Source organism: Chryseobacterium gilvum (genome assembly GCF_025628965.1).
Lineage (GTDB): Bacteria > Bacteroidota > Bacteroidia > Flavobacteriales > Weeksellaceae > Chryseobacterium > Chryseobacterium gilvum.
Window position 1 is genome coordinate 497,885 of sequence record NZ_JAOTEN010000002.1, and the last position, 24,365, is coordinate 522,249.

Consider the following 24,365-nt stretch of genomic DNA (forward strand, 5'->3'; position numbering starts at 1 on the left):
TAGAATGCTATACTACCTATACGAATATTTAACGAGTCAGGGAATTCACATTCCGGGATTAGGGATGATGAAATATATTTCCTTCCGTGCAGGAATATCTGTTTTACTGTCTTTGACGATTGCTCTTATCTACGGGAAAAGCATCATTAATTACTTGAGAGGGAAACAGATGGGCGAGTTGGTTCGCGATCTGGGTTTAGATGGCCAGAAACAAAAAGAGGGAACACCTACGATGGGAGGTTTCATCATTATCATTGCTACACTGATCCCGGTACTGCTTTTTACAAGGATTACCAATGTTTATATTGTACTTTTAATGGTTACCGTTATCTGGATGGGGGCGATTGGTTTTATAGACGATTATTTAAAGAAAATCAAGAAAAATAAAGATGGCTTAAGCGGGAAATTCAAAATTGTAGGACAGGTGGGTTTAGGGTTAATCATCGGAGTGACCATGTATTTTCATCCCGATATTACCGTTAAAAGAAAATATGCAGATGCAAAAGTGGTGAACAGGAATAATGTAGAACAGAATTTTATGCCTACAGAAAAGATTACCGTTTCTACGGTTCCTTTTGCTAAAAACAATGAATTTGATTACAGCGGAATCCTTTTTTGGATGAATGATAAAGACGCTCACGAATGGGCATGGATCGTTTTCATCCCGATTGTTATATTCATCGTAACAGCCGTGTCAAACGGAGCCAATATCACAGACGGAATCGATGGGCTTGCTGCCGGAACCAGCACCGTCATTCTACTGACGCTTGCCTTTTTCACCTACGTTTCAGGGAACATCATCTTTGCAGATTACCTTAATATCATGTTCCTTCCCAATATGGGTGAAACCACGATTTTTGTCGTCGCAATGGTAGGAGCCGTTATCGGGTTTTTCTGGTACAACACCTATCCGGCGCAGGTTTTTATGGGCGATACGGGAAGCTTGATGTTGGGTGGGGTGATTGCCGTTTTGGCGGTAATTTTAAGAAAAGAATTAATGATTCCTGTGCTATGCGGAATTTTCCTGATCGAAAATATTTCGGTAATGCTGCAGGTTGTAGTTTTTAAATACAGAAAAAGAAAATTTGGGTTAGAGTACGCCCAGAATAACAGATTGTTTAAAATGTCTCCATTACATCATCATTATCAGAAAGATGGTTTTCACGAAAGTAAAATTGTCAACAGGATGATCATTATCGGTGTAATGTTAGCGATCGTATGTCTCATTACATTAAAGATGAGATAGAATTAGCGGTAGGCTGTAAACGATAAGCATTGCTTAAAGTGTATGGCATTACTGCATAAAGTAAAAAAAATGAAAATAGTTGTTTTAGGAGGAGGAGAGAGTGGTTGTGGTGCTGCTTATTTGGCAAAAAAGAAAGGTCTGGAAGTATTTCTTTCAGATAAGGGAGCCATCAAGCCTCATTACAAGCAGTTTCTGACAGATAATGAAATTGATTTTGAAGAGGAAAACCATGATGAAGAAAGAATCTTAAATGCAGACTGGATCGTAAAAAGCCCCGGAATTCCCAAAAAGGCAGATATGATTCATAAAATTCAGATGAAGGGAATCAGGATTTCTTCGGAAATAGAATTTGCTTCAGAATTTACCAATGCCAAGATTATTGCCATTACCGGAAGCAACGGAAAAACAACGACCACCTCTTTAATCTATTACATCCTGAAAAACGACGGATTACATGTAGGTTTAGGCGGAAACATCGGGTACAGTTTTGCAAAGCAGGTTGCCGATGAAAACCATGAATATTATGTTTTGGAAGTGAGTTCTTTCCAGCTGGATGACATTCAGAATTTCAGGCCGTATATTTCTTTATTATTGAATTTGTCTAAAGACCATCTGGATCAGTACAATTACAATTATGAAGAATATGCAATGGCAAAATTCAGAATTGCAGAAAATCAGGAGAATGATAATTTTTTCATCTACAACAAAGATGACGAAATGAGTAAAAATATTCTGGAAAAATTTGAAATCAAAGCGAAAATGATCCCTTTTTCAACCAAAGAAAAGCTGAATGAAGGAGGTTTTATTGAAGATGAGCAGCTGATTGTAAAGCTGGAAGATCAATTTTCTATGAAGCTGAAAGAATTGTCTTTAATGGGAAACCATAATGTAGCCAACAGTTTAGCAGCTTCTATTGCCGGTAAAATTCTGGAAATCAATAATGAAAGCATCAGAAATTCATTAATGACATTTCAGGCGGTAGAGCACAGATTAGAATTTGTTTCTGAAATTGACGGAGTAAAATTTATCAACGACAGTAAAGCGACCAATGTGAATGCAACATATTATGCCTTAGAAAGCATGAAAACACCCACAGTCTGGATCGTTGGCGGACAAGATAAAGGAAACGACTACTCTGAAATTGAAGATTTAGTCAAAAAGAAAGTAAAAGCAATTGTGTGTTTAGGGCTTGACAACCAGAAAATTATAGACTTCTTTAAAGATAAAAAAGAGTTTATTTATGATACTTCAAGCATGGAAGAGGCGGTAAAAATTTCAAGATCAATGGCGAAAAAAGGAGACACGGTTTTGCTTTCTCCATGCTGTGCGAGTTTTGATCTTTTCAAAAGCTATGAAGACCGGGGAAGGCAGTTTAAAGAGCAGGTTTTAAAAGCTAATGGCCAATAGCCGGAAGCTAACAGTAAATAGTATGAGCGAACAAGAAACAGAAAACAGATTTGAATTTCTAAAGGGCGATAAAGTGCTTTGGATGGTCATTCTTGTGATCTCCATTTTCTCTATTTTTCCGGTATATTCTGCAAGTTCGAATCTGGAATATATAGTCAATAACGGAACTACAACAGGTCACGTGATTAAACACATGTTTTTTGTCGTATTAGGATTGGGAATTATGAGACTGGTCGGAACTGTCAAGTACGAATACATCGGAAAACTCAGCAGTATTTTGTTGGGCTTAATGGTTATTTTATTGATTGTCACTATGTTTACAGGACAGACCATTGATGGAGCAAGTGCTTCAAGGTGGTTGAAAATTCCGGGAACACCCATTTCATTTCAGCCTTCGTCCTTTGCGTTTTTAATGCTGATTATCTATCTCTGCAGATATTTAACCAAAAAAATTACAAGAGAACGGCTTCCGATTGAGAACATTCTTTACATTTTCGGGCCTATTTTGCTTGTTTTTGTCTTGGTAGCAAAAGATAACGGTTCTACGGCGCTGATGATTTTAATGGTTTCGGTTATTGTTCTGGTAATCGGTCAGCTGCACTGGAAATACATTGCAGGATTTATTTCAGCTTCTTTTGTTGCGATCGTTTTATTTTTAATTATCGCACTGAATACGAGTTTAATAGGAGGGAACCGTGTTCATACATGGATGAGCCGTGTAGAAACCTTTACCTCAAGCAAAGCAAAAACAGCCGACGTAAATGACGAAAGTGTAAAGGCTAAAAATTATCAGGTCATGCAGGCAAAAGCGGCCATCGTTCATGGTGGAATTACCGGAATGGGACCCGGAAAAAGTGCATTGAAGCAAATGCTTCCGCAATCTGCTTCCGATTTTATTTTTGCCGTGATCGTTGAAGAATACGGAGTCATTGGAGCCATATTTTTAATCAGTATGTATTTAATCATGATCATCAGAATTGTCATGATTGCCAGCAAAATGCCCGCTTTTTTTGGTTCACTGCTCGTTTTGAGTCTCGGAGTCATGATTTTTATCCAATTGGCGGTAAATATTGCCGTCGCTGTCAATCTGATTCCTGTAACGGGACAGCCATTGCCATTGATAAGCTACGGAGGAACTTCTATGTTGGTAACATATTTACAATTGGGTATCATATTAAATATAAGCTCAAGAATTCAGATATATGATGAAGAAGGAATGGGGAAAAGACAAAGCATAGCCGAAATAAACGATATCGCCTAAAACAAAAACAAATGGAAATAAGAAAAATTACATTCATCGATGATAAAAATTCAGATCACCTTATGGTGGTTGAAACAAACGAAAATATCGTCAGTTTTCTTGAAACTTTTAGGTTAGAAGTTGGTGAAGTGATAGAGCTTAAAGATGCGATGTATACTATAAAAAATATATCGGAAAAGAAGGTTGACGGTAAAAACGAAATTGTAGTGAATGTAGAATTTATTGATTTGATCGAAAATCAACCTACTGCGTAAATTGATGTCATGAACAAAAAACTAAAAATACTATTATCAGGCGGCGGAACGGGAGGACATATCTTCCCGGCGATCGCTATTGCAGATGAGATCAGAAAAAGATTTCCTGATGCAGAGTTTTTGTTCATCGGGGCTAACGGAAAAATGGAAATGGAAAAAGTTCCGCAGGCAGGGTATAAAATTGAAGGAATCGACATTGCAGGAATCAACAGAGGAAATTTGCTGTCTAATTTAGGATTGCCTTTTAAGATTTTAAAAAGCTTATCAAAATCCAGAAGAATTATCAGGGATTTTGCTCCGGATTTTGCCATAGGAACCGGTGGTTTTGCAAGCGGGCCGGCTTTATACGAAGCCAATAAACTGGGAATCCCGATTTTTATACAGGAGCAGAATGCTTATGCGGGCGTGACCAATAAAATTTTAAGCAAAAAAGCAAGAGCGGTTTTTACAGCATATCCGAAAGTAGAAGGTTTCCCTGCTGAAAAAATAAAGTTTCTGGGAAATCCTATCCGCTCAACGATCATTTCAGGAATGCGGGATATAGCCGATGCAAAAGAAAAAATGGGTCTGGATAAAAACAAAATTACCATTCTTTCGATAGGAGGTTCTTTAGGCTCAAGAACATTAAATAATGCATGGAGATCACAACTGAAGGAATTTATTGGTAAAGAATATCAATTAATCTGGCAAACCGGGAAAACGGATTATCAGGACATTATAGAAGAAACAAAAAATACAGACCATCACAATATTCAGATTTTAGAATTTATAAAAGATATGGAAACGGCGTATTCAGCGGCAGATGTAATCGTCTCAAGAGCGGGGGCAATCGCTATTTCTGAGTTGGCGGTAGCGCAAAAGCCGGTTTTACTGGTGCCTTTTCCGTATGCGGCAGAAGATCATCAGACAAAAAACGCCATGAATCTTGTGGAAAAAAATGCAGCCAGAATGATTAAAGATGCTGAAATGGATGAAAAATTCTGGAATACGTTATCTGAAATATGTGAAAACGAAAGTGTAAGAAAAGAAATGTCTAAAAACCTGCTGTATTTTGCAAAACCCAATGCAGCAAAGGAAATTGTGGACGAGATTTTAAATAACTATAACAGCTGATCCTATGAAAATGAAAATTTGTATAATTATCCTGTTATGTATATTTACCTGCTCTTTTAATGCACAAACACTGGTAAAACCGGCAGATTTCAAGGTTTCAGGTCTTGCGACTCATTTGAAAAATAAAGGATATGAAATTCTGGAGCAGACAGAAACTTTTATCAAAATTGCCAATACAGATAAAGCGACTCTTTTTATTGACATTGACGCCGGGAAAAAATACCTTAATATGAATGTAAATATTCTTTTAAACAAAGGTATAAGCAGAGATAAAATTGATCACCTGATCAATGAAATTAATACTCTGGAGATGATAAAAGCAGATTATCTGCCTGAACAAAATGCGGTAGGGTTTCAGTATTACTTCTGGATGACCCATGGTTTTACGTATGAAACTTTAGATGATGCCATTCTGGAATTCTTTTTATATCAAGGAGATGCATATGAATTGGATAAAGAAAAAATTTTTGATTATAAATAATAGTAAATAATTCAGTAATAAATAGATTAGGCTCAATCAATGAACAAATTAGAAACATATCATACATTTTACTTCGTCGGGATCGGAGGCATCGGGATGAGTGCTTTAGCGCGTTATTTTCATGCTTTGGGCAAAACGGTTGTGGGCTACGATAAAACGAACACCAAACTGACTCAGCAATTGATGAGTGAGGGCATTGATATTGTTTTTGAAGATCTGATTGATGAAAAAATAACGTCTCTTCAAAAAGAAGGCACTCTAATCATTTATACTCCGGCCATCAAAAAACTGGATATTTTAGATTATTTCAACAAAAAAAGTTTTAAAGTCAAAAAAAGAGCAAAAGTTTTAGGGTTGATCACCGAAAACACAGATTGCATTGCGGTGGCCGGAACGCACGGAAAAACGACCACATCAACTTTGATTTCCCATCTCTGTAAAGAAGCCGATTTGCCTTTTTCATGCTTTTTAGGGGGGATTTCTGAGAATTTCAAATCAAATTTTCTATACAACGGCACAGATTACTCAGTGGTTGAAGCCGATGAATATGACCGCAGCTTCCTTACGCTTTCACCGGATTGGGCCATTATCACCTCCACCGATGCAGATCATCTCGATATTTATGGAGATAAAAATACCATTGAAGAAGGCTTCAGACAATTTGCAGCATTGGTTCCGGAAGATAAAAAGCTTTTTGTAAGAAAAGGAATTGATATCGGAAGAGATCACCAAACATATGCGGTCAACGAAAAGGCAGATTATTATTCAGATAATCTCCGGATGGATTATGATAAGATCTACTTCGATTTTCATACGCCGACAGAGACTGTCAAAGATTTTGTATGGGAAACACCGGGAATTCATAATGTTGAAAATGCGACGGTTGCCTTAGCGATTCTTCATAATCTGGGTGTTGATTTTGAAACTCTTAAAAAAGCGATTGCCAATTTCAAAGGGATCAAACGGAGATATACCAAACATATATATCCTAACGGAAAGATTTATATTGATGATTATGCGCATCATCCTACAGAAATTAATGCAGTAGTGGGCTCAATTAAAACCTTTTACCCGGATAAAAAACTGTTGGTGGTGTTTCAGCCTCATTTATTCAGCAGGACAAGAGATTTTGCAGAGGGTTTTGCAGAAAGCCTGAGCAATTCTGACGCGCTGATTTTACTGGATATTTATCCCGCAAGAGAGCTGCAGGAAAATTTTGAAGGCATTACTTCAGATTGGCTATTAGAGAAAGTGACTTTAGATAAAAAAGAAATTTCAGGTCTGTCTTCTGCTTTTGAAAAAATAAAAGAAAAAGATTTTGATATCTTATTAACAGTAGGAGCAGGAAATATAGATACACTATATGATCCTATTAATGAATGGCTTGGGAAATGATTTTGACGTCACGAACGCAATGAAATTTATCTTAGAGCATAAATTTAGTTCGCAAAGGCGTTTCACTTAGCAAATGAAAGCTGAAAATAATTTTTTAAATTAAACACAAATGACGGAGAATGAAATTTCAAATTTAGTTTTTGATGCAGGAATGAAAGTTCATCGTAAACTGGGAGTTGGTCTTTATGAAAATGTTTATGAACAGTGTTTAATCTATGAATTAAAAAACAGTGGAATTAGTGTTGAAAGTCAAAAAAATATTGGAATTAATTATGAGAGCTTAGTAATTGAAAAAGCATTTAGGATAGATTTGCTAATTGAAAACAAAGTGATTATTGAAATAAAAGCAGTTCCGGAAATTAATAATTATCATTTTTTTCAGCTTTTAAATTATTTGAGAATTACTGAAATGAAGTTGGGAATGATTTTAAATTTTCATTCTACCTTATTTAAAGATGGTGTAAAGAGAGTTGTCAATAAACTATAATAAATGAATTAGCTGAGTGAAACGCCTTTGCGAACAAAAATAACAAACTGCTACGTAAAAGAAGCTTTGCGATCATAGCGCTAAAAATAAAGACGTTAAAAATAAAATGAAAAATAAATACAGAATATTAAAAATTGCCGTCACAGTGATCATTCTTGGTTTCCTGCTGAGCTTCTCGTTGAAGAAATTCAGTGGTCAGAAGATTACGGACAATAAAATTTCTGTAAAAATGAACGAAAAAACACCGGTCTATTTTATTGATGAAAAAGACATCAAAGAAATTGTCAACAAAGAAAATCCTTCAGGTAAAGTAGGTGATCTCAATATTCCTGAGCTGGAAAAGAAAATTAACGCTCTTCCTGCTGTCGACAGCGCCAATGTTTATCTCAACCTTAACGGAAAACTGAATTTGGATATTAAACAGAGAGTTCCGGTTTTCAGGCTTAATAATGACGGGAAAGACTTTTATGTAGACGAGAAAGGAACAGAATTTCCAATCTCTAAAACCTATTCCCATCCATGTATGCTCGTTACAGGAGATGTGAAGAGAAATGAATATCAAAAACTGGCAGAATTAGTAGAAAAAATCGATAAAGACGATTTCAGCAAAAAATATTTTATAGGTATTTCAAAATATAAAGACAGCTATAATCTTCTCACAAGCGAAGGCAATTACAAAGTCGAAATTGGAGACCTTGATCAGATCGAATTAAAAGTGAAAGGCTTTAAAACATTTGTAGAAAAGTATTTGGTATTTCAGGATCCTCAAAAGTACAGCATGGTTTCTGTAAAATATCAGAACCAGATTGTAACCACCCTGAATCCTTATTTTAAAGAAAACGACAGTATTTTAAAAGCAGGAAACCAGGAATTTGCAAAAACACCGGTAAAAGCAATCGTCAGGACAAATGCCATTGCCGGTTCAAAACCGGTGGTTGCAAGAAAAGTAAATACGGCCGCTGTGAAACCAAAAGTAATCAGTAAACCGAAAACTACGATAAAGCCAAAAGAAAAGAAAAAAACGCCGGAGAAAACACCGGTTGCAAAATCAAAAACCAAAGCAAAGGTTAAAATAGAATAGACAGGTTAATCTATTAGAAAAGAATAAATTATATAAATAAATCAAATCGATATAAAAACAATGGAAAATCAAGAGTATTCAGTAGGTCTTGACATCGGGACAACCAAAATTGTCGCCATTGTCGGAAGGAGGAATGCACACGGGAAGATAGAAATTCTCGGTGTTGGTAAAGCTAAAAGCCTCGGAGTTCATAAAGGGATTGTGAATAACATCTCACAAACCATCAATTCCATCAAGGCCGCGATTGCAGAAGCACAATCAAGCGCAGGAGTTCCTATTCACAAAGTTACGGTAGGTATTGCAGGAAAGCACATTCGCTCATTGCAGCATTCAGACTATATAATGCGTGAAAATCCGGATCGTTTTATCACAGATGACGATATAGAAGCCCTGAAAGATCAGGTAAAAAAACTGGTTATGTTACCGGGAGAAGAGATCATTCATGTTCTTCCGCAGGAATATAAAGTAGATTCCGAAGGGGAAATTCAGGAACCGATAGGAATGCACGGGAAACGTCTGGAAGCTAATTTCCATGTGGTTGTAGGACAAATGGGAAGCATCAGAAATATTGCAAGATGCGTTAGAGAAGCCGGCTTGGAAATGGAAGCGCTTACTTTAGAGCCTTTGGCATCTTCTGAAGCCGTTTTGACAAAAGAAGAAAAAGAAGCGGGAGTTGCCATTGTAGACATTGGTGGCGGTACGACCGATATCGCCATATTTAAAGACAACATCATCCGTCATACGTGCGTCATCCCTTACGGAGGCGGAATTATTACGGAAGACATCAAAGAAGGATGCTCCATTATAGAAAAGCATGCAGAGCAGCTGAAGGTTAAATTCGGATCTGCGGTTCCGGAACTGGAAAAAGACAGCACTTTTGTCACCATTCCCGGGCTTCACGGAAGACCGGATAAAGAGATTTCTCTTAAAACCTTAGCTCAGATTATCAATGCGAGAGTTGAGGAAATCCTGGAAATGGTTAATACAGAATTAAAAGCGTACGGAGCATTCGAACAGAAGAAAAAGCTGATCGCAGGAATTGTTCTGACAGGGGGAGGTTCCAATCTGAAACATCTTCGTCAGCTGGCCAATTATACCACCGGATTTGACAGCAGAATCGGTTTTGCAAATGAGTATATTGCCAATGACAAAAACCAGTATCTGAAAGGTCCGGAATTTGCAACTTCTATCGGCTTGCTGATGGAAAGTTTAAAAATCAGGGATAAAAAAACAGTTTCTGTGAATGAAGAAGCAGAAATTGAATTTGATGCTCCACAAGAATCTGCAGCTCAGCTTCCTACAGCCCAAAATGATGCTCAACCGACAGTGAATCAGCAGCAGGCTCAGGAATATGAAACTCCGGCGGAACAGCAGCAGAGAAAAGTAAGGCTGACTTTCGGGCAGTCACTTATGGAAAAAGTAAAAAAATTCTTTGAAGAAGTAGAATAAATATAAACGATAAAAGATCAATGATAATAGATAATCACATTACAGGTTATGAGTCATTCATCAGTTATCATTCATCAATTATCAATTATTAAAAATATAAACATGGAAAATATAGGAACACAGGGGTTTTCATTTGATCTGCCAAAAGGAAATTCTTCAATCATTAAAGTAATCGGTGTTGGCGGCGGCGGAAACAACGCGCTGAAACACATGTACGAAAAAGGAATTCACGGGGTAGACTTCGTGATCTGCAATACAGATGCGCAAACGCTAGACAATAATCCGGTTTCCAACAAGGTTCAGTTGGGCGTTACCATTACGGAAGGATTGGGTGCAGGTGCAGATCCTGAAGTAGGTGAAAAAGCCGCTATTGAAAGTATTGAAGACATCAAGGCCGCAATGGGGCAAAATACCAAAATGGTGTTTATTACCGCAGGAATGGGTGGCGGAACCGGAACCGGTGCTGCGCCTGTCATTGCAAAAGTGGCTAAAGACATGGGAATTCTTACCGTAGGGATTGTGACGGTTCCTTTCAGTTTTGAAGGGAAAAGAAGACTGGAGCAGGCAGAATTGGGATTAGAAAAACTAAGAAATAATGTTGATTCTTTAATTGTAATCAATAATGATAAGCTGAGACAGCAATTCGGGAATTTAGGATTCAAGCAAGGGTTTTCTAAAGCCGATGAGGTGTTAACCAATGCTGCAAAAGGAATGGCGGAAGTTATTACCGGTTATTTTGATGTTAATATTGACTTTAGAGATGCAAAATCTGTACTTCAGAATTCAGGAACCGCTTTAATGTCAACAGGAATGGCTTCCGGAGAAAACAAAGCGGAAGAAGCCGTAAGAAAAGCACTGGATTCCCCATTATTGAACGACAACAAAATTACAGGGGCCAGAAACGTCTTATTGCTGATCAGAAGCGGCGCGGAAGAAGCTACAATGGATGAGATCGGAATCATCATGGATTATATCCAGAAAGAAGCAGGCCACACCGCAGATATTATTTTCGGAGTTGGAGCAGATGAAGAATTAGGAGATGCAGTAAGCGTCTTGGTTATTGCTACCGGTTTCTCAAATGACAATCAAAAATTTTCCGGGCCTACGGAAAAAATCAGAATAGGATTAAATGATGCCTTGGAAAACCCTAAAGCATCTCCGTTTAAAACCAGAGACGAAAGAGAGGTCACTCCGGAACAGGGATATGAGTTTGGAAATAAAAATCTTTTCAGATTGGATGATGAAGATTCATCCGCTCCGCAGTTTAAAGCAGCGTTCTCTGAAAAAAAAATGATAATCGAAGATGAAGATGTAAAAACGGAAATAAAATTCTCTGACAGAGAGGAGGATACGATAGATAACGCTGTTCAAAGCTGGAGAAACGACGACAATGCTCAGGACGAAGCCATGAGTCTGTTCTCTTACGAAGATGATTCCAACGATCTTGAGATCCAGTCTTTCTCATTTGATTTTGAAAACAAAAAAGAAAATGAAGACAAAAAAGATTTTGACCGTTCGTTTTCTGAAGAAAAGCCTGTAGAATTCAGTTTTTTCGTAAATGAGCCGATTCATGAGCCGATTTCAGATTTTGAGCAGCCAAAAGCTGAGGTATCCCCTTCAATCAGTGAAAAGCCTTTCCAAAAAGAAGAAAAAGTTTTTGAAAGCGAGCCAAAAACAGAAGAAAAACCTGCTTTTGAAAGCAAAATTGTAACTGAAACTCCGAAAACGGCAGAAAATGAATTCACTTTTGTAAATAAAGTGGCAGATCAGGAAAGAGTTTCAGAGAGAAGAAATAAGCTGAAAGAATTCAATTCTCGCTATCAGAATTTTGATCATGCCAATGAGTTTGAATCTGTACCTGCTTTTAAAAGAAAAAATATTTCCATCGACGGAGCCAATTCTTCAGATCAGAATATCAATACCTATCTGTCTGATAACAACGGAAATATGCAGATCAGAGAAAACAGGTTTTTAAATAAAGACGTAGACTAATAAATAATGTAATAGTGTAAAAATTTACCAACGTAACAATCTCGAACTTGTTATATTGAGCTTGTCGGAGCATCTCAATTGGTAAACTGTTACATTGATACATTGTTAAATTAAATGATAATGAGTTTAGAACTTACCATAAACGAAGCGATAAAAACGGCGATGAGAGCAAAAGACAAAGTTGCTTTAGACTCATTACGCGCGGTGAAAGCGCAGATCCAATTGTTGAAAACAGAATCTTTAGGAGCCGAAGTTTCTTCAGATCAGGAAATTGCGATTCTGCAGAGGATGATCAAGCAGCGTAAAGATTCTTACGAGCAGTTCACCGCTCAGAACAGACAGGATCTTGCTGAAGTGGAAGAAGCACAGATGAAAGTGATTGAGAATTTTTTGCCGGCTCAGTTATCTCCTGAAGAGCTTGAAAGCGAGATAAAACGTATTATCGCAGAAACAGGCGCAGCATCTGTAAAGGATCTGGGCAAAGTGATGGGAGCAGCGTCAAAAGACCTGGCCGGAAAATCAGACGGGAAAAGTATTTCTGAAATGGCCAAAAAACTGCTTTCATAATGTATTGAGACAGGATTTTATAGTTCAGTCTCTGTTAAAAAGGATATTCAAACTTTGCATATCGATTTGATTAAGAAGCCCGGAATGTATTCCGGGCTTCTTTTATTATGCTAATGGAGTGTTTTTATAATTTTCTTTTCTGAATGAATCAATAGCTTTTATAAATTACATATAAATAAAGAATGTCGTAAATTTGTAGCAATTAAAATAAATAAGAAATGTATCCATCAGATTTAGTAATGCCGATGAAGGCTGAACTTACAGATAAAGGTTTCCAGGATTTAGAAACTCCTTCACAGGTAGAAGATGCTTTAAAACAATCCGGAACCACACTTTTAGTGATCAATTCCGTTTGCGGATGTGCTGCAGGAGCAGCAAGACCAGGAGTAGTATATTCTTTGACAGGAGATAAGAAACCAGATCATTTAACGACTGTGTTCGCAGGTTTTGATACTGAAGCGGTATCGGAAGCCAGAAAACATTTGGCTCCGTTTCCTCCAAGCTCACCTTGTGTAGCTCTTTTTAAGGACGGAGAATTGGTTCATATGCTTGAAAGACATCATATTGAAGGAAATCCTGCGGGAGCAATTGCTGCCAATCTTCAGGCTGCGTATGATGAATATTGCTAATCAAAAGCATTAAACTTTATTATAGACCGTCACAAAATTTGTGACGGTTTTTTTATTTTGAGTGTAATTAAATTCAATTATTATTATATTTGTTGAAATGGCAACGAAAGCACTTTTCAACACTGTAGTTAATTGGTTTATCCGTCAAAGGATAGATCAGATACAGAATTTTATGAATCATCCTATTGAAACCCAAAACGGGATTCTGTTTTCTCAGCTGTTTCATGCAGAAGATACGGAATACGGTAAAAAGTATGGTTTTAATTCTATTTCGAGTTATCAGGATTTTAAAAATAAAGTTCCCGTTGTCACGTATGAAGATTTTGAACCCTATGTTGAAAGAGCGAGACAGGGATATAAAGATGTAAGCTGGCCGGGTTATATCAAGCATTTTGCGAAATCTTCCGGTACAACCAACGCAAAAAGTAAATTTATCCCCATATCCGCTGAAAGCCTGGAATATTGCCATATGAAAGCAGGAAAAGATATGGTTTCCATTTACGCGAATAATCATCCTGAAAATCAGCTTTTTACCAATAAAAATCTGCGTCTCGGAGGAAGCTCTGAACTGTATGCAGATTTCAATACCAAATTTGGAGACCTTTCTGCAATTTTGATCGACAATCTTCCGTTTTGGGTAGAAATTACCACCACGCCGAGTAAAAAAGTTTCTCTGATGGGAGAATGGGAGAGCAAACTGAAAGCCATTACTTCTGAAGTGAAAAATGAAGATGTAGGAAGTATTTTGGGTGTCCCGAGCTGGATGATGGTGCTTTTACAAAGGGTCTTAAAAGAAACGGATGTTAAAAATATCGCAGAATTGTGGCCGAATCTCGAAGTTTTTTTTCACGGCGGAATAAGCTTTAAACCATATAAAAATCAATACAAGCAGATTATCGGGAAAAATATCAATTATTACGAAATCTATAATGCTTCCGAGGGTTTTTTTGGAATTCAGGACCGATCCAACAGTGATGAGATGCTTCTCATGCTGGATTACGGGATTTTTTACGAATTTATTCCGATGGATCAGTTTCATTCCTCAAATCCAAATGTAATAAGCCTGGAAAATGTGGAAACCGGGAAAAATTATGCTATGGTGATTACTACCAATGGCGGTTTATGGAGATATCTGATCGGAGATACCGTGGTGTTTACTTCTACCAATCCGTTTAGGATAAAAATTACAGGCAGAACAAAGCATTATATCAATGCATTTGGGGAAGAACTCATGATCACCAATGTAGAATCTGCTCTTACGAAAGCCTGCGAAGCGACAAAAGCAGCTGTTACAGATTTCACCGGAGCTCCTATTTTTATGAAAGAAAATGAAAGCGGTGCACACGAATGGATTTTTGAGTTCAGTGAAAAGCCGGAAAATCTTGAAGAGTTTACCGATATTTTTGATCAGCATTTAAAAGCAATCAATTCTGATTACGAAGCGAAAAGATATAATAATATTACCCTGAAAAAACCCGTAATTCATGTTGCGAAGCCTAATTTGTTTTATGGCTGGCTGGAATCTAAAGGAAAGCTTGGCGGGCAAAATAAGGTTCCGCGTCTGAGCAACGACCGGGAGTATATTGATCCTCTGTTGGAACTGAATAACCAATCATAGAAAAAGACCCACTGTTGAGGTGAGTCTTTTTGTTAAGTTTAAATTTTTCATTAAATAGATCCCGGACAAGCAAAAACGGAACATCTTCCGAATGCATTTCTGCACATATTCCATGCGCATCCGTCGTCTTCATCTTTTGGAACATAAATTCCTCCGACCACTGTTTTCAACGTTTCTCTGGTCAGCTTTTTAGCTTTAATTGTGGCTACTTTTTTCATAATGATTGTTTTGATAATTTAGTACTCTAATATACAATTATTATGAGAATAATGTTATGTTTTGACCAAAAATTTGTGAGATATTTATTTTTTTAGATCTTCTTTCAGTTTCTTCGCGCCTTCTTCCAGCTTTTCTGCCCCTTTTGCAGCGGCTTCTTTTACATCTTTACCGGTTTCTTTTGCTCCTTGTTTGATGTCTTTTCCTACCTCATTAAGGTTTTCTTTTGTTTTCTTTGCCGTTTCATCTATCTTATCACCCGTTTTGTCTAACGTATTTTTTACATCGCTTTTTGCTTTATCTACTTTTGCCGTATCTACCAACCCGGAATGGGTTTCTGTAACCGTAGTGGTTGTCGTTGTACCGTCCGGATTTTCTACCTTTTCAATCTTTGTCGTAGACTTTGTGCAGCTCATTAAAAATGCCAAAACAGCTGTTGCTGCCAAAATTTGTTTTTTCATATTGTAGTATTTTAATTATGTAGTATTTTATTTTGGGTCTTCTGTGGAAGAATTTACAGGCTGCCCCTGTTTGCTTTTCTTTTCTTCTTCCTTTTTCTTATTATTTTCTTTATCCAGCTCTTCCTGAATGCGCTGTTCTTCCAGCTTCATTTTTTCTGCTTCTTTCAGAGAATCCTGATATTTTTGGGAAGACATGCGGATTTGTCTAGCGACATCAACGGAAATGGCACCGTTTGAAAAAGAATCTACCGCAACCGTGTCATAACTGGGTTTTGTTTCTTCGCTGATGTCTTCTGCGGCCGGTTCTTTTTTTGAACAAGACATCAGTACAAACAGACCAATACCACCGATTGAGAGTATATTTTTCATACCACTAATTTAACTGAAATTCTGCAATTACCGGATAATGATCTGATAATTTTACGGAACGGTCTACTTCATAATGAATGGGTTTGATGCTTTTTGAAGTAAAAATATAATCAATCCGTAAAGGGAATTTGTAATCATGAAAGCTTGTCCCGCTGCCTCTTCCTGCTTCGAAGAATGCATCCTGCAATCCTTCGGAAAGGTGATAATATTCATAAGAATTGGGGACAGAATTTAAATCTCCTGCTACAATTACAGGATAAGGAGATTCATCAATGCTTTTCCGGATGATTTGTATCTGTTCCTGGTGGGCCTTAAAAGTCGGAATCAATTTCCGGACAATATTTTTAATTTTTTCTTCGTCTTGCCCGCCGTTTCCGTTGAGCTTCATCATGCTCTTTTCAAACTTAAAAGGCTGCAGGTACGTATTAATAAAACGGTAGATTTTGCCTTTTATTTCAATGTCTGTCTGGTCAGAATATGCATTAAACCCTTCATATTCACCTACAATCAGATCTTTATGACCCACAATTTTATGCCTGGAATAAAACGAAATCACAGGAATTTTGTGGTCTCGTTTTATATCCCCCAACTGATATTCATTCTCTCCGTCTTCCTGAAGAAAAACAACATCGGCGTTTTGATCACGAATAAATTTTTCGATTTTGCTTTTTCCAAACTTTCCTCCTTTGACGTTAAATGTTATCATTTTAAAATTAGAAGTTTCTTTTTTCTCCGTAGAATAGTTGACCCATCTTTTCACAGGATTTAAAAAAAACAAACCTAAAAACATAAATAAAAAAGCTCTTTTTTTCCAGGAGAAAATCCAGAAAAATGTAAGTAAAACGTACCCGATTATTAACACCGGAAATCCTAATGAAAGCAGATTAAACCACCCGAAAATCTTAGGCGGAATATAGTCATTCATTAAAACACCCAACAGTAAAAAAAACAGGGTAATGTGCAGTATGAAAAGAATGAGGCGAAATATTTTCATTGGCTTAATTAAATCGGTACAGATGTTTTCTCCAGATTCTGGCGAGGATAAACCCTACAATTGCCCCGCCAACATGAGCGAGATGGGCAATGCCGCCGGAATTCCCAAAAACTCCTAAATAAATTGAAACGATTATGACAATGGGTAGCACATATTTTACCTTAACAGGAATCGGGATAAACATAATCCCGATTTTTGATTCGGGATATAAAGTGGCAAATGCAGCAATTACTCCAAAAATGGCTCCGGAAGCACCTACCATTCCTCCCGCTAAACCTTCATATAATTGGCGTGCCATCGGGTTTTTTAAATATATGGTTTCGCTATATCCATAAACACCGATATTTGATCTCGAATAAATCTCAGAAACATCTACGTTCATTTCCTGTAGTTGCGATATTAATTTCTGAATTTCAATAAAGTTCCATGCATTAAAAAGAAAAAAGGCGCCTAGTCCACTTAAAAAATATAAAATCAAATATTTTTTTCCGCCTAAAGACTGCTCCAATATGGGTCCGAAGCTAAACAGGGTGAGCATATTAAAAGCAATATGTACGATACCTCCATGCATAAACATATGTGTGATAATTTGCCATGACTTAAAATTTGGAGAAAAGGGATAAAACCCGGTTAATACATAGCCAAGTTGTGGAAATAGGTATGATACTATAAAAACAACAATGTTAAGTATAATCAGGTTTCTGGTAATTGGCGGTATAGTATTAAACATCTTCTTTAAAATTTATTTTTAAAATCATTGAAGGGAACTTCATAAAAGCATCTTTTTCCGGAAGGTAAAAACTCAGGGAAACCAAGTGCCGTAAAGTCTTTGATCAGTTGTTCTGCATCATGTTTGTAAATAAAATCAAATCGGGATTTTGATTGTATTTTTGCCCATTGATTGTGATAATACTGCATAAATTCTTCTTCGGTTTTATATTCCAGGATATCAAAAAGATTTTCCAGAAATTTCATTACCTGGGTTTCTTTCAGCCCTTCCGGAATGGTGTCTATACGAAGCACGTTTTCATGGGCAATCTTCATATCGAAGCCAAGTTCAGGTAAGTATTTTTTGATTGATTTATATTTATTTCTCTCAATTTCATTCATGTGATATTCCAGAGAGAAGAGCAAAGCATGGCTCGTATTGCCTTTTTTGGTGTTTTTATTGTTTTCGGCCACCAAAAGACGGTGCATCCTTCCCAGATCCAGCATCAATGTTCTGTCGCCTTTATTAAACAGCCAGTATCCGTTGGGAAGACGCATCAGATCTTCATCGAAATCTTCATCTTCAAAAAGATTGATCTTTGAAGGTTCGGCAGAAATATTCTGATGATACATTTCCGTCAGGTTATGAATTTCCGTTTTGGTGACTTCTCTTTCTTCAGAAAAAGGATTGTAATTACGGTCTACGGTAATTTCAGGCATTTTCATGCTGGTCGTATTGCCTTTGCTCGGAAAACTTTTCTGCATGATCTCATCCAGCTGCGGATCCCGTTCAAAATCAAGGCTTGGCGCAATATTGTAGATTCCTAACGATCTTTTGATCGTAGAGCGGATTAAAGCAAAAATTAAATGCTCATCTTCAAACTTTACTTCTGTTTTCTGTGGATGAATATTGACATCAATTTTCTCAGGATTCAGTTCTAAATACAGGAAAAAAGTAGGAATATATCCCGGCAAAAGAAGCCCGTCAAACGCTTCCTGCACGGCTTTATTGAAATAGGGGCTTTTAAAATACCTTCCGTTGACGAAAAGAAACTGTTCGCCCCTGGTTTTTTTTGCTCCTTCAGGTTTTGCAACAAACCCGTGAAGCTGACACCACAGAATATCTTCTCTTATAGGAATCAGCTGCGGCTGTAGTTTTCTTCCGAAAATATCGACAATACGCTGCATCTGGCTTCCTTTTCTTAATCGAAATACAGGATCATCATCATGAAACATGGAAAACTCAAGGTTTTCATGAGCCAGGGCAACCCGCTGAAACTCATCAATTACATGCCTGAATTCGATATTGTTATTTTTAAGGAATTTTCTTCTTGCGGGAACATTGTAAAAGAGGTTTTTCACTAAAAAATTAGATCCTTCAGCCGTTTGTATAGGCTCCTGAAACTGAAAAATCCCACCTTCAATATAAATGTTGGTCCCTAAAGGGTTCTCTTTCGGTTTGGTTCTCAACTCAACCTGAGAAACCGCTGCAATGGAAGCCAAAGCCTCGCCGCGGAAACCTTTTGTGGCAATTTTAAAAATATCTTCTGTGGCTCTTATTTTTGAGGTAGCATGTCGTTCAAAGGCCATTCTCGCATCGGTTTCAGACATTCCTTTTCCGTCATCTACCACCTGAATGAGGTTTTTCCCGGCATCTCGTATAATCAGCTCTATTTTTGAAGCTCCGGCGTCAATGGCATTTTCCAGAAGCTCTTTTACAATAGAGGCGGGCCTTTGCACAACCTCTCCGGCTGCAATTTGGTTGGCTACATGATCCGGTAAAAGCTGAATAATATCTGACATAAATAATAAATGAACGTACAAAAATAGTCAAAGCAAATAAGAATTAAAATAATAATAGAATGAATTAAAGCTTAAGTAAAGAAGAACTTTATTATCTTTCAAAAATTATATAAGTTCCTGATTGATTTTCATTCAGGAACTTAAAAAAAAAACTAACGATATTAAGATTGTGTTTTACAGAAAGGATTACATCATTTTTTCGTCTAAAACCAGTTTTGATTTTCGTTTTCCGCTTTCTTTTTCCATTATTTCGGCAGTTCCGTGTATTTTATCATACAGATATGCCATCAGATTGGGGCGGTTATAAATTTTTGTATATCGGTACTTGGTTTTAAAGTGTCTGATATGAATGGTATAAAAATCATATCCTATCACTACCATAAGACACAAGCTGATTACATAAAACACACTAAACTCCAGATAATAATACGTTAATCCTGAAAATACAGCACCTGCGATGTAAGCAGTCATAATGCTCATTAATAGTTTGGCTCTTCCGATCAGCTCAGGGTTTTTTCTGTATTCTTTTTGCATAAACATTGAAAATAAAATCCCAAGATCCGTTGTGGTACCGGTAAGATGGGTCGTTTTCACCGAAAAATTTGAAATGCTCGCGGTAAGACCATTTTGAAGACCTGTTGCAAAAAGCATCACAGCAACAAGATATTCTGCTTCTTCCAGAGTTTTCTGATAATAGAATTGCCCATAAATTCCTACTGCCAAAAGGCATAAGATTTCTAAAAACAGCGGCATTGCATGAGCAAAATATTGGCTGATTTTGTTAAAATTGATTACAAAAAAATTGGCAACAAAACTTCCGAAAAAGAAAAGAAAGATCCATGCTCCTACTACGGCAACCTGCGACCAGTTTCCTTTGCTGATCTCTGCGGCAAATACTGCGTAATGTCCTGTAACATTGGAGGTAAAAGACAGAAATATGAGAAGGGAAGCGATGTTGATCGTTCCTGCGGTGAAAGCAGTCAGTGTTCCTAATCTGATATTGTCTCCCAACGTTCTGCTGTTGCTATAATTTCTTAACATTTTTATGCTTTTAAATTTATACTTCTACAAAAATTTCTGCCAGTTTTCCTTTTTCAGGCATATATTCTTTGTTCTCAACGATGATTTCTCTCACAGGAATGTGTTTGGCTTTTTTAATAAAAGAGGAAAGGTCAAATTTTCCTTTGGTGTTTTTATTTTTTAAAGAAGTAGAATAGTATGCTTCGTCAACATTCTGAGCGGCCAGATAATTCTCAAAGGTTCTTTGAAAGCTTCCGGTGAAAACATCGCACACAATTTTACCAACCAGAGAAGGATATTTATTTTTGATAATACCATATGCATTACAGAATTCTCTGTTTCTGATTTTATTTAAAACCGTTGATTTGGTATTGAATAAAAGATCTCTGATAGAATCTCCTGTGTCATATCCTGATACAAGCAAAATATTGTATCGCGTGTCTTTTTCAGTATGGTCTTTTTCTTTCAGAATTTTCTTTAGAAGAATTAAAGATTCAAGAGAAAAGTCGGTCTCAATTAAAATAGTTCTGATCATATCTTTAGATTTTGGATGTTATCTTTTTGATAGTACAAAACTATACTGATGAAATTAGAAGGCGTTTGGAATCAAATTAAAATCCAATTAAAGAGATTAAAATACGATTAGAATTGCATTTCGAAGAAATCTTTTCAGAATTAAGACGGTACTTTTACTTTTGGTCTGCTATACATTGTAGGGAAACGCAGCTGTACAGTGGTTCCCTGATTTTCGTGTGAACTTACGATCAGTTCCCCATTATGCATTCTCACAATATTTCTGGCAAGAGGCAACCCAATGCCGTATCCTTCATAGTTTCTGGTATTTGAAGCACGGAAAAAAGGATCATAGATTTTATTCATTTCAGATTCAGGAATGCCGATTCCCAAATCTTTAATAATGATGTAGACATCGGTATCTGTAGCACCTAAAGAAACTTTAACCTGTTGAAAATTAGAATACTTACATCCATTGCTGATAATATTGGCGACAGCAAGATGAAGCAGTTGTTCGTTTCCCTGCACTTTAAGTTTTTTGGGATTGTCGGGAAGCATGCTGATGTCGAGATAAATATTATTTCGGGAATCAATTTTTCTGGAAGTTTCTATGACGTCCCATAAAAGCTGATCCATTCGGATTTGATCTATTTTCTGGATTTTTCCGTTGAAACCGGTTTGTGCAATCATCAGAAGTGCTTTAATTTTTTTATCAAGCTTCTCGGCCTCATCCAGAATGATCTCCAGCGTTTCTTTATACTCTTCTGCTGTTCTGCCGATGGAGAGCGCAACGTCTGCCTCACCCATAATTGAAGTAAGAGGGGTTCTCAATTCATGGGAAACATTGCCAATCAGATGATTCTGGGTTTCAAAGGAAGTTTCAATCCTCGTGAGCATCGTGTTGAAGGTATCTACCAACTCATTCAGTTCTTTATTATCCGGATGAGGTTCCAATCTTAAATGAAGATTTTCTGAGCTGATCTGTTTTACTTTTCCTGTGATTTTAAGAATAGGTTTAAATAAAGTTTTTGACAGATAAAAAGAGAAAATCATACTGAAAAATAGGGAAAGAATAATGCACGTAATCAGCGTTTTTTTAAGAAAGCCAAGATAATATACCACATAATGGTTTTTGGCTGAAGCAATGGCAATGTATTCTTTATCATGAAATCTGAAAGACTGACCGATGTAATAAAATTCGGTGTCATTGTAGTTGTCTTCCCCTTTTTTAACGATATTTTTAAAAAAAGTGTCCGGAATTTTTACTTCCCGGGATATTTGTGTAAAGTTGGTATCTGCAGGAACGGCGAACACATAATCTTTTTCCATTGGAAGCTCTTCGTCATTAAGACCATTGAGAATATGATTTTCTGGAAGATCAAGTTGTTTTTTGCTTTTTTCGATCTGAACGATGGTTGCAGTACGTATTTTAAGGAGCTCATAAAATCGCTGATGCGAAAAATTAACGATAGAAAAGTAAACCAATCCGCCAAAAATCAAAATAACAGTTGTAAAAACGACCATTAAGAGAATCATGGTTTTGGTTTGATTGGTAACGACTTTGTTAAACATCTTATGGATTTTTTAAAACGTAGCCCATTCCTATCACGGTGTGAATGAGTTTATTATCTTCCTGATTGTCAATTTTTTTCCTCAAATAATTCACATAAACATCCACCACATTGGTGCCGAGCTCATAGTTGACCCCCCATACTGTATCCAGAATTTCTGCTCTGGAAATCACTTTTTCGGGATTATTGATAAAATAAAGCAAAAGTTTGTATTCAGTGGAAGTTAACGAAATCTCTTCTCCTGCGCGGGTAACTTTTTTGGTATAATCATTTACCACTATATCTGAAAACTGAAAAATATATCCCTGATCTGTCTCATTTTCAGGGGTTTCAGTGGCCAGAATGGGATTGCTGCGTCTCAACAGCGATTTTATACGTGCAACGAGCTCTATAAATTTGAATGGTTTCACCAGATAATCGTCACCACCGCTTTCCAGGCCGAGAACAATATTTTCTGAAGTTCCGAGTGCTGTTAAAAAAAGAATGGGTACCTGTTTGTTGTGTCTTCTGATTTCTTTACAGACATCCAATCCATTCATTTCCGGAAGCATAATGTCTAAAATTACGAGATCAAAATCATTTTCCAGCACAAGATTTACCCCGGTACGACCGTCAAATGCCACAGAAACTTCATATCCTTTTTCCTGCAGTCCTTTTTTAATGAAAGAAACAACGCTGGTTTCATCTTCGATCAGTACAATTTTTTTCATAAAGCAACGAATTTCACAAAAATAAGGAAAAGATTGGAAATGAATATTTAGTATATAAAAATTAAAAGACGAAGAAAACTTCGTCTTTTAAATGAATGATATTATTGAAGAGTGTTTTATTTACCTGAAATTGCTTTTAAAATAATTGGTTCCAGATTAGAAGGTAAATCAGCAGATTTTATCTGATAATTTTTGATTTTCATTTCTTTAAACCAGTTTTCCCAGTATTCTTTGATTACGCTTTCTTCAAAAGGATTTCCTTTTTCCGGGTTGATTCCCAGGACGATTACTTCAAGATTGGTCAGATTATCATTGGCTTTCACATAGCCATAACCGTTTTTTTTGATAATGTCTTTAAAATTAGACGTGTTGAGATTATTGGCCTTTATCAGTTTAGTCGTGAGGTAAGAAGTTTTGGATGAATTTTCATTTTTTTCTTCAAATCTGGTATTTTTGTGATACATATATCCGTCTGTCAAAATAAAGAGAATATTTCTTTTATCATTTTTTATACAGTAATCATTAATTTTATTTTTGAAAAACTCCCAAATATCAGAACCGACATAATTTTTGTCATGAATGGCAGACTGATAAATATTTAAAGGTAATTCGGAATATTTTTTCTCCACAGAACTGAAATAATCTTTCCGTGTATTTTTATCGAAAGTGATTTTAAGATCTTTTGTAAAATCATTTATTTTCGAATCAGAAGGTTCGGGATTGAAGAAAACTTGCATCTGATCATCACAGGTAATAATTCTTTTAGATTTGATATGATTTAAAAATCCCTTCTCAATCGCTTTGATGTATTCTGTGTCTCTCCGGAAATATTCCATTGTGGGATTTGGATTGGTTTCAGGATCAATCCTGTCTGATAAATCAATTAAAATGCTGACATTAATGTTGTTTGGGTCAGAAACAATTGAGTCTTTTTTATTACTATAGGGAGAGGTTTCTTTACAACAAGAAACCAGAGAAATAATGAGTAATACGTAAAATATTTTTTTCATGGGTTATTTA

The 24,365-nt window shown here is 36.6% G+C and carries 25 protein-coding genes; 14 read left to right on the forward strand and 11 right to left on the reverse strand.

Translation table 11 applies throughout. The features are described from left to right. Positions 1-4 precede the first annotated feature (4 nt). From mraY to N0B16_RS09065, 14 genes are all read left to right on the forward strand, one after another. Positions 5-1,246: a phospho-N-acetylmuramoyl-pentapeptide-transferase gene (mraY, locus tag N0B16_RS09000; protein ID WP_262990497.1), complete on the forward strand. Its 1,242-nt coding sequence runs from the start codon at positions 5-7 to the stop codon at positions 1,244-1,246. Positions 1,247-1,315: 69 nt separating this feature from the next. Further along, positions 1,316-2,653, forward strand: a complete 1,338-nt coding sequence (gene murD / locus N0B16_RS09005) for a UDP-N-acetylmuramoyl-L-alanine--D-glutamate ligase (RefSeq protein WP_262990498.1) — start codon at positions 1,316-1,318, stop codon at positions 2,651-2,653. A gap of 22 nt (positions 2,654-2,675) precedes the next feature. Then, on the forward strand, positions 2,676-3,914 hold the full coding sequence (locus tag N0B16_RS09010) for an FtsW/RodA/SpoVE family cell cycle protein (protein ID WP_262990499.1): 1,239 nt from the start codon (positions 2,676-2,678) through the stop codon (positions 3,912-3,914). Between the two features lie 11 nt (positions 3,915-3,925). Continuing rightward, a complete protein-coding gene (locus N0B16_RS09015; RefSeq protein WP_262990500.1) occupies positions 3,926-4,168 on the forward strand; it encodes a hypothetical protein in 243 nt (80 codons plus the stop codon). 9 nt (positions 4,169-4,177) lie between these two features. Next, complete coding sequence (murG, locus tag N0B16_RS09020; RefSeq protein WP_262990501.1) at positions 4,178-5,281, forward strand: undecaprenyldiphospho-muramoylpentapeptide beta-N-acetylglucosaminyltransferase; 1,104 nt, start codon at positions 4,178-4,180, stop codon at positions 5,279-5,281. Positions 5,282-5,291: 10 nt separating this feature from the next. Continuing rightward, positions 5,292-5,762: a hypothetical protein gene (locus tag N0B16_RS09025; RefSeq protein ID WP_262990503.1), complete on the forward strand. Its 471-nt coding sequence runs from the start codon at positions 5,292-5,294 to the stop codon at positions 5,760-5,762. Between the two features lie 39 nt (positions 5,763-5,801). After that, positions 5,802-7,157, forward strand: coding sequence for a UDP-N-acetylmuramate--L-alanine ligase (gene murC / locus N0B16_RS09030; RefSeq protein WP_262990506.1), 1,356 nt, complete (start codon positions 5,802-5,804; stop codon positions 7,155-7,157). A gap of 109 nt (positions 7,158-7,266) precedes the next feature. Then, complete coding sequence (locus N0B16_RS09035; protein WP_262990507.1) at positions 7,267-7,644, forward strand: GxxExxY protein; 378 nt, start codon at positions 7,267-7,269, stop codon at positions 7,642-7,644. A gap of 106 nt (positions 7,645-7,750) precedes the next feature. Beyond that, positions 7,751-8,725 (forward strand): cell division protein FtsQ/DivIB, encoded by a 975-nt coding sequence (locus N0B16_RS09040; protein ID WP_262990508.1) that lies wholly within the window; start codon positions 7,751-7,753, stop codon positions 8,723-8,725. Positions 8,726-8,785: 60 nt separating this feature from the next. After that, positions 8,786-10,174, forward strand: a complete 1,389-nt coding sequence (ftsA, locus tag N0B16_RS09045) for a cell division protein FtsA (protein WP_262990510.1) — start codon at positions 8,786-8,788, stop codon at positions 10,172-10,174. A 102-nt stretch (positions 10,175-10,276) separates the two neighbouring features. Then, positions 10,277-12,166, forward strand: coding sequence for a cell division protein FtsZ (gene ftsZ, locus N0B16_RS09050; protein WP_262990511.1), 1,890 nt, complete (start codon positions 10,277-10,279; stop codon positions 12,164-12,166). 120 nt (positions 12,167-12,286) lie between these two features. Next, positions 12,287-12,733, forward strand: a complete 447-nt coding sequence (locus N0B16_RS09055) for a GatB/YqeY domain-containing protein (protein ID WP_262990512.1) — start codon at positions 12,287-12,289, stop codon at positions 12,731-12,733. A 218-nt stretch (positions 12,734-12,951) separates the two neighbouring features. Further along, positions 12,952-13,362: a BrxA/BrxB family bacilliredoxin gene (locus N0B16_RS09060; RefSeq protein ID WP_262990513.1), complete on the forward strand. Its 411-nt coding sequence runs from the start codon at positions 12,952-12,954 to the stop codon at positions 13,360-13,362. Between the two features lie 97 nt (positions 13,363-13,459). After that, positions 13,460-14,980: a GH3 auxin-responsive promoter family protein gene (locus N0B16_RS09065; protein ID WP_262990514.1), complete on the forward strand. Its 1,521-nt coding sequence runs from the start codon at positions 13,460-13,462 to the stop codon at positions 14,978-14,980. A 50-nt stretch (positions 14,981-15,030) separates the two neighbouring features. Here N0B16_RS09065 and N0B16_RS09070 read toward each other — a convergent pair whose 3' ends face one another. The 11 genes from N0B16_RS09070 to N0B16_RS09120 all read right to left on the reverse strand — a co-directional run bounded on the left by N0B16_RS09070 (position 15,031) and on the right by N0B16_RS09120 (position 24,355). After that, the gene (locus N0B16_RS09070; protein WP_262990515.1) at positions 15,031-15,198 is read right to left on the reverse strand and encodes a hypothetical protein; all 168 of its coding nucleotides are present in this window, start codon (positions 15,196-15,198) and stop codon (positions 15,031-15,033) included. Between the two features lie 84 nt (positions 15,199-15,282). After that, positions 15,283-15,657 carry a hypothetical protein gene (locus N0B16_RS09075; RefSeq protein WP_262990516.1) on the reverse strand — a complete coding sequence of 125 codons (375 nt, stop codon included), beginning with the start codon at positions 15,655-15,657 and terminating at the stop codon, positions 15,283-15,285. A 27-nt stretch (positions 15,658-15,684) separates the two neighbouring features. Next, positions 15,685-16,026: a hypothetical protein gene (locus N0B16_RS09080; protein WP_262990517.1), complete on the reverse strand. Its 342-nt coding sequence runs from the start codon at positions 16,024-16,026 to the stop codon at positions 15,685-15,687. A 4-nt stretch (positions 16,027-16,030) separates the two neighbouring features. Further along, complete coding sequence (locus N0B16_RS09085) at positions 16,031-17,020, reverse strand: endonuclease/exonuclease/phosphatase family protein (RefSeq protein WP_262990518.1); 990 nt, start codon at positions 17,018-17,020, stop codon at positions 16,031-16,033. Positions 17,021-17,024: 4 nt separating this feature from the next. Continuing rightward, the gene (locus tag N0B16_RS09090) at positions 17,025-17,750 is read right to left on the reverse strand and encodes a rhomboid family intramembrane serine protease (protein ID WP_262990519.1); all 726 of its coding nucleotides are present in this window, start codon (positions 17,748-17,750) and stop codon (positions 17,025-17,027) included. Between the two features lie 5 nt (positions 17,751-17,755). Beyond that, complete coding sequence (mutL, locus tag N0B16_RS09095) at positions 17,756-19,531, reverse strand: DNA mismatch repair endonuclease MutL (protein WP_262990520.1); 1,776 nt, start codon at positions 19,529-19,531, stop codon at positions 17,756-17,758. 186 nt (positions 19,532-19,717) lie between these two features. Further along, a complete protein-coding gene (locus N0B16_RS09100) occupies positions 19,718-20,572 on the reverse strand; it encodes a YoaK family protein (protein WP_262990521.1) in 855 nt (284 codons plus the stop codon). 16 nt (positions 20,573-20,588) lie between these two features. Continuing rightward, complete coding sequence (locus tag N0B16_RS09105) at positions 20,589-21,086, reverse strand: hypothetical protein (protein WP_262990522.1); 498 nt, start codon at positions 21,084-21,086, stop codon at positions 20,589-20,591. Positions 21,087-21,226: 140 nt separating this feature from the next. Then, complete coding sequence (locus tag N0B16_RS09110) at positions 21,227-22,636, reverse strand: sensor histidine kinase (RefSeq protein ID WP_262990523.1); 1,410 nt, start codon at positions 22,634-22,636, stop codon at positions 21,227-21,229. A gap of 1 nt (position 22,637) precedes the next feature. Next, the gene (locus tag N0B16_RS09115; RefSeq protein WP_262990524.1) at positions 22,638-23,345 is read right to left on the reverse strand and encodes a response regulator transcription factor; all 708 of its coding nucleotides are present in this window, start codon (positions 23,343-23,345) and stop codon (positions 22,638-22,640) included. Between the two features lie 116 nt (positions 23,346-23,461). Further along, entirely contained in the window at positions 23,462-24,355 is an 894-nt protein-coding gene (locus N0B16_RS09120) for a hypothetical protein (RefSeq protein WP_262990525.1), read from the reverse strand. Positions 24,356-24,365: the final 10 nt, after the last annotated feature.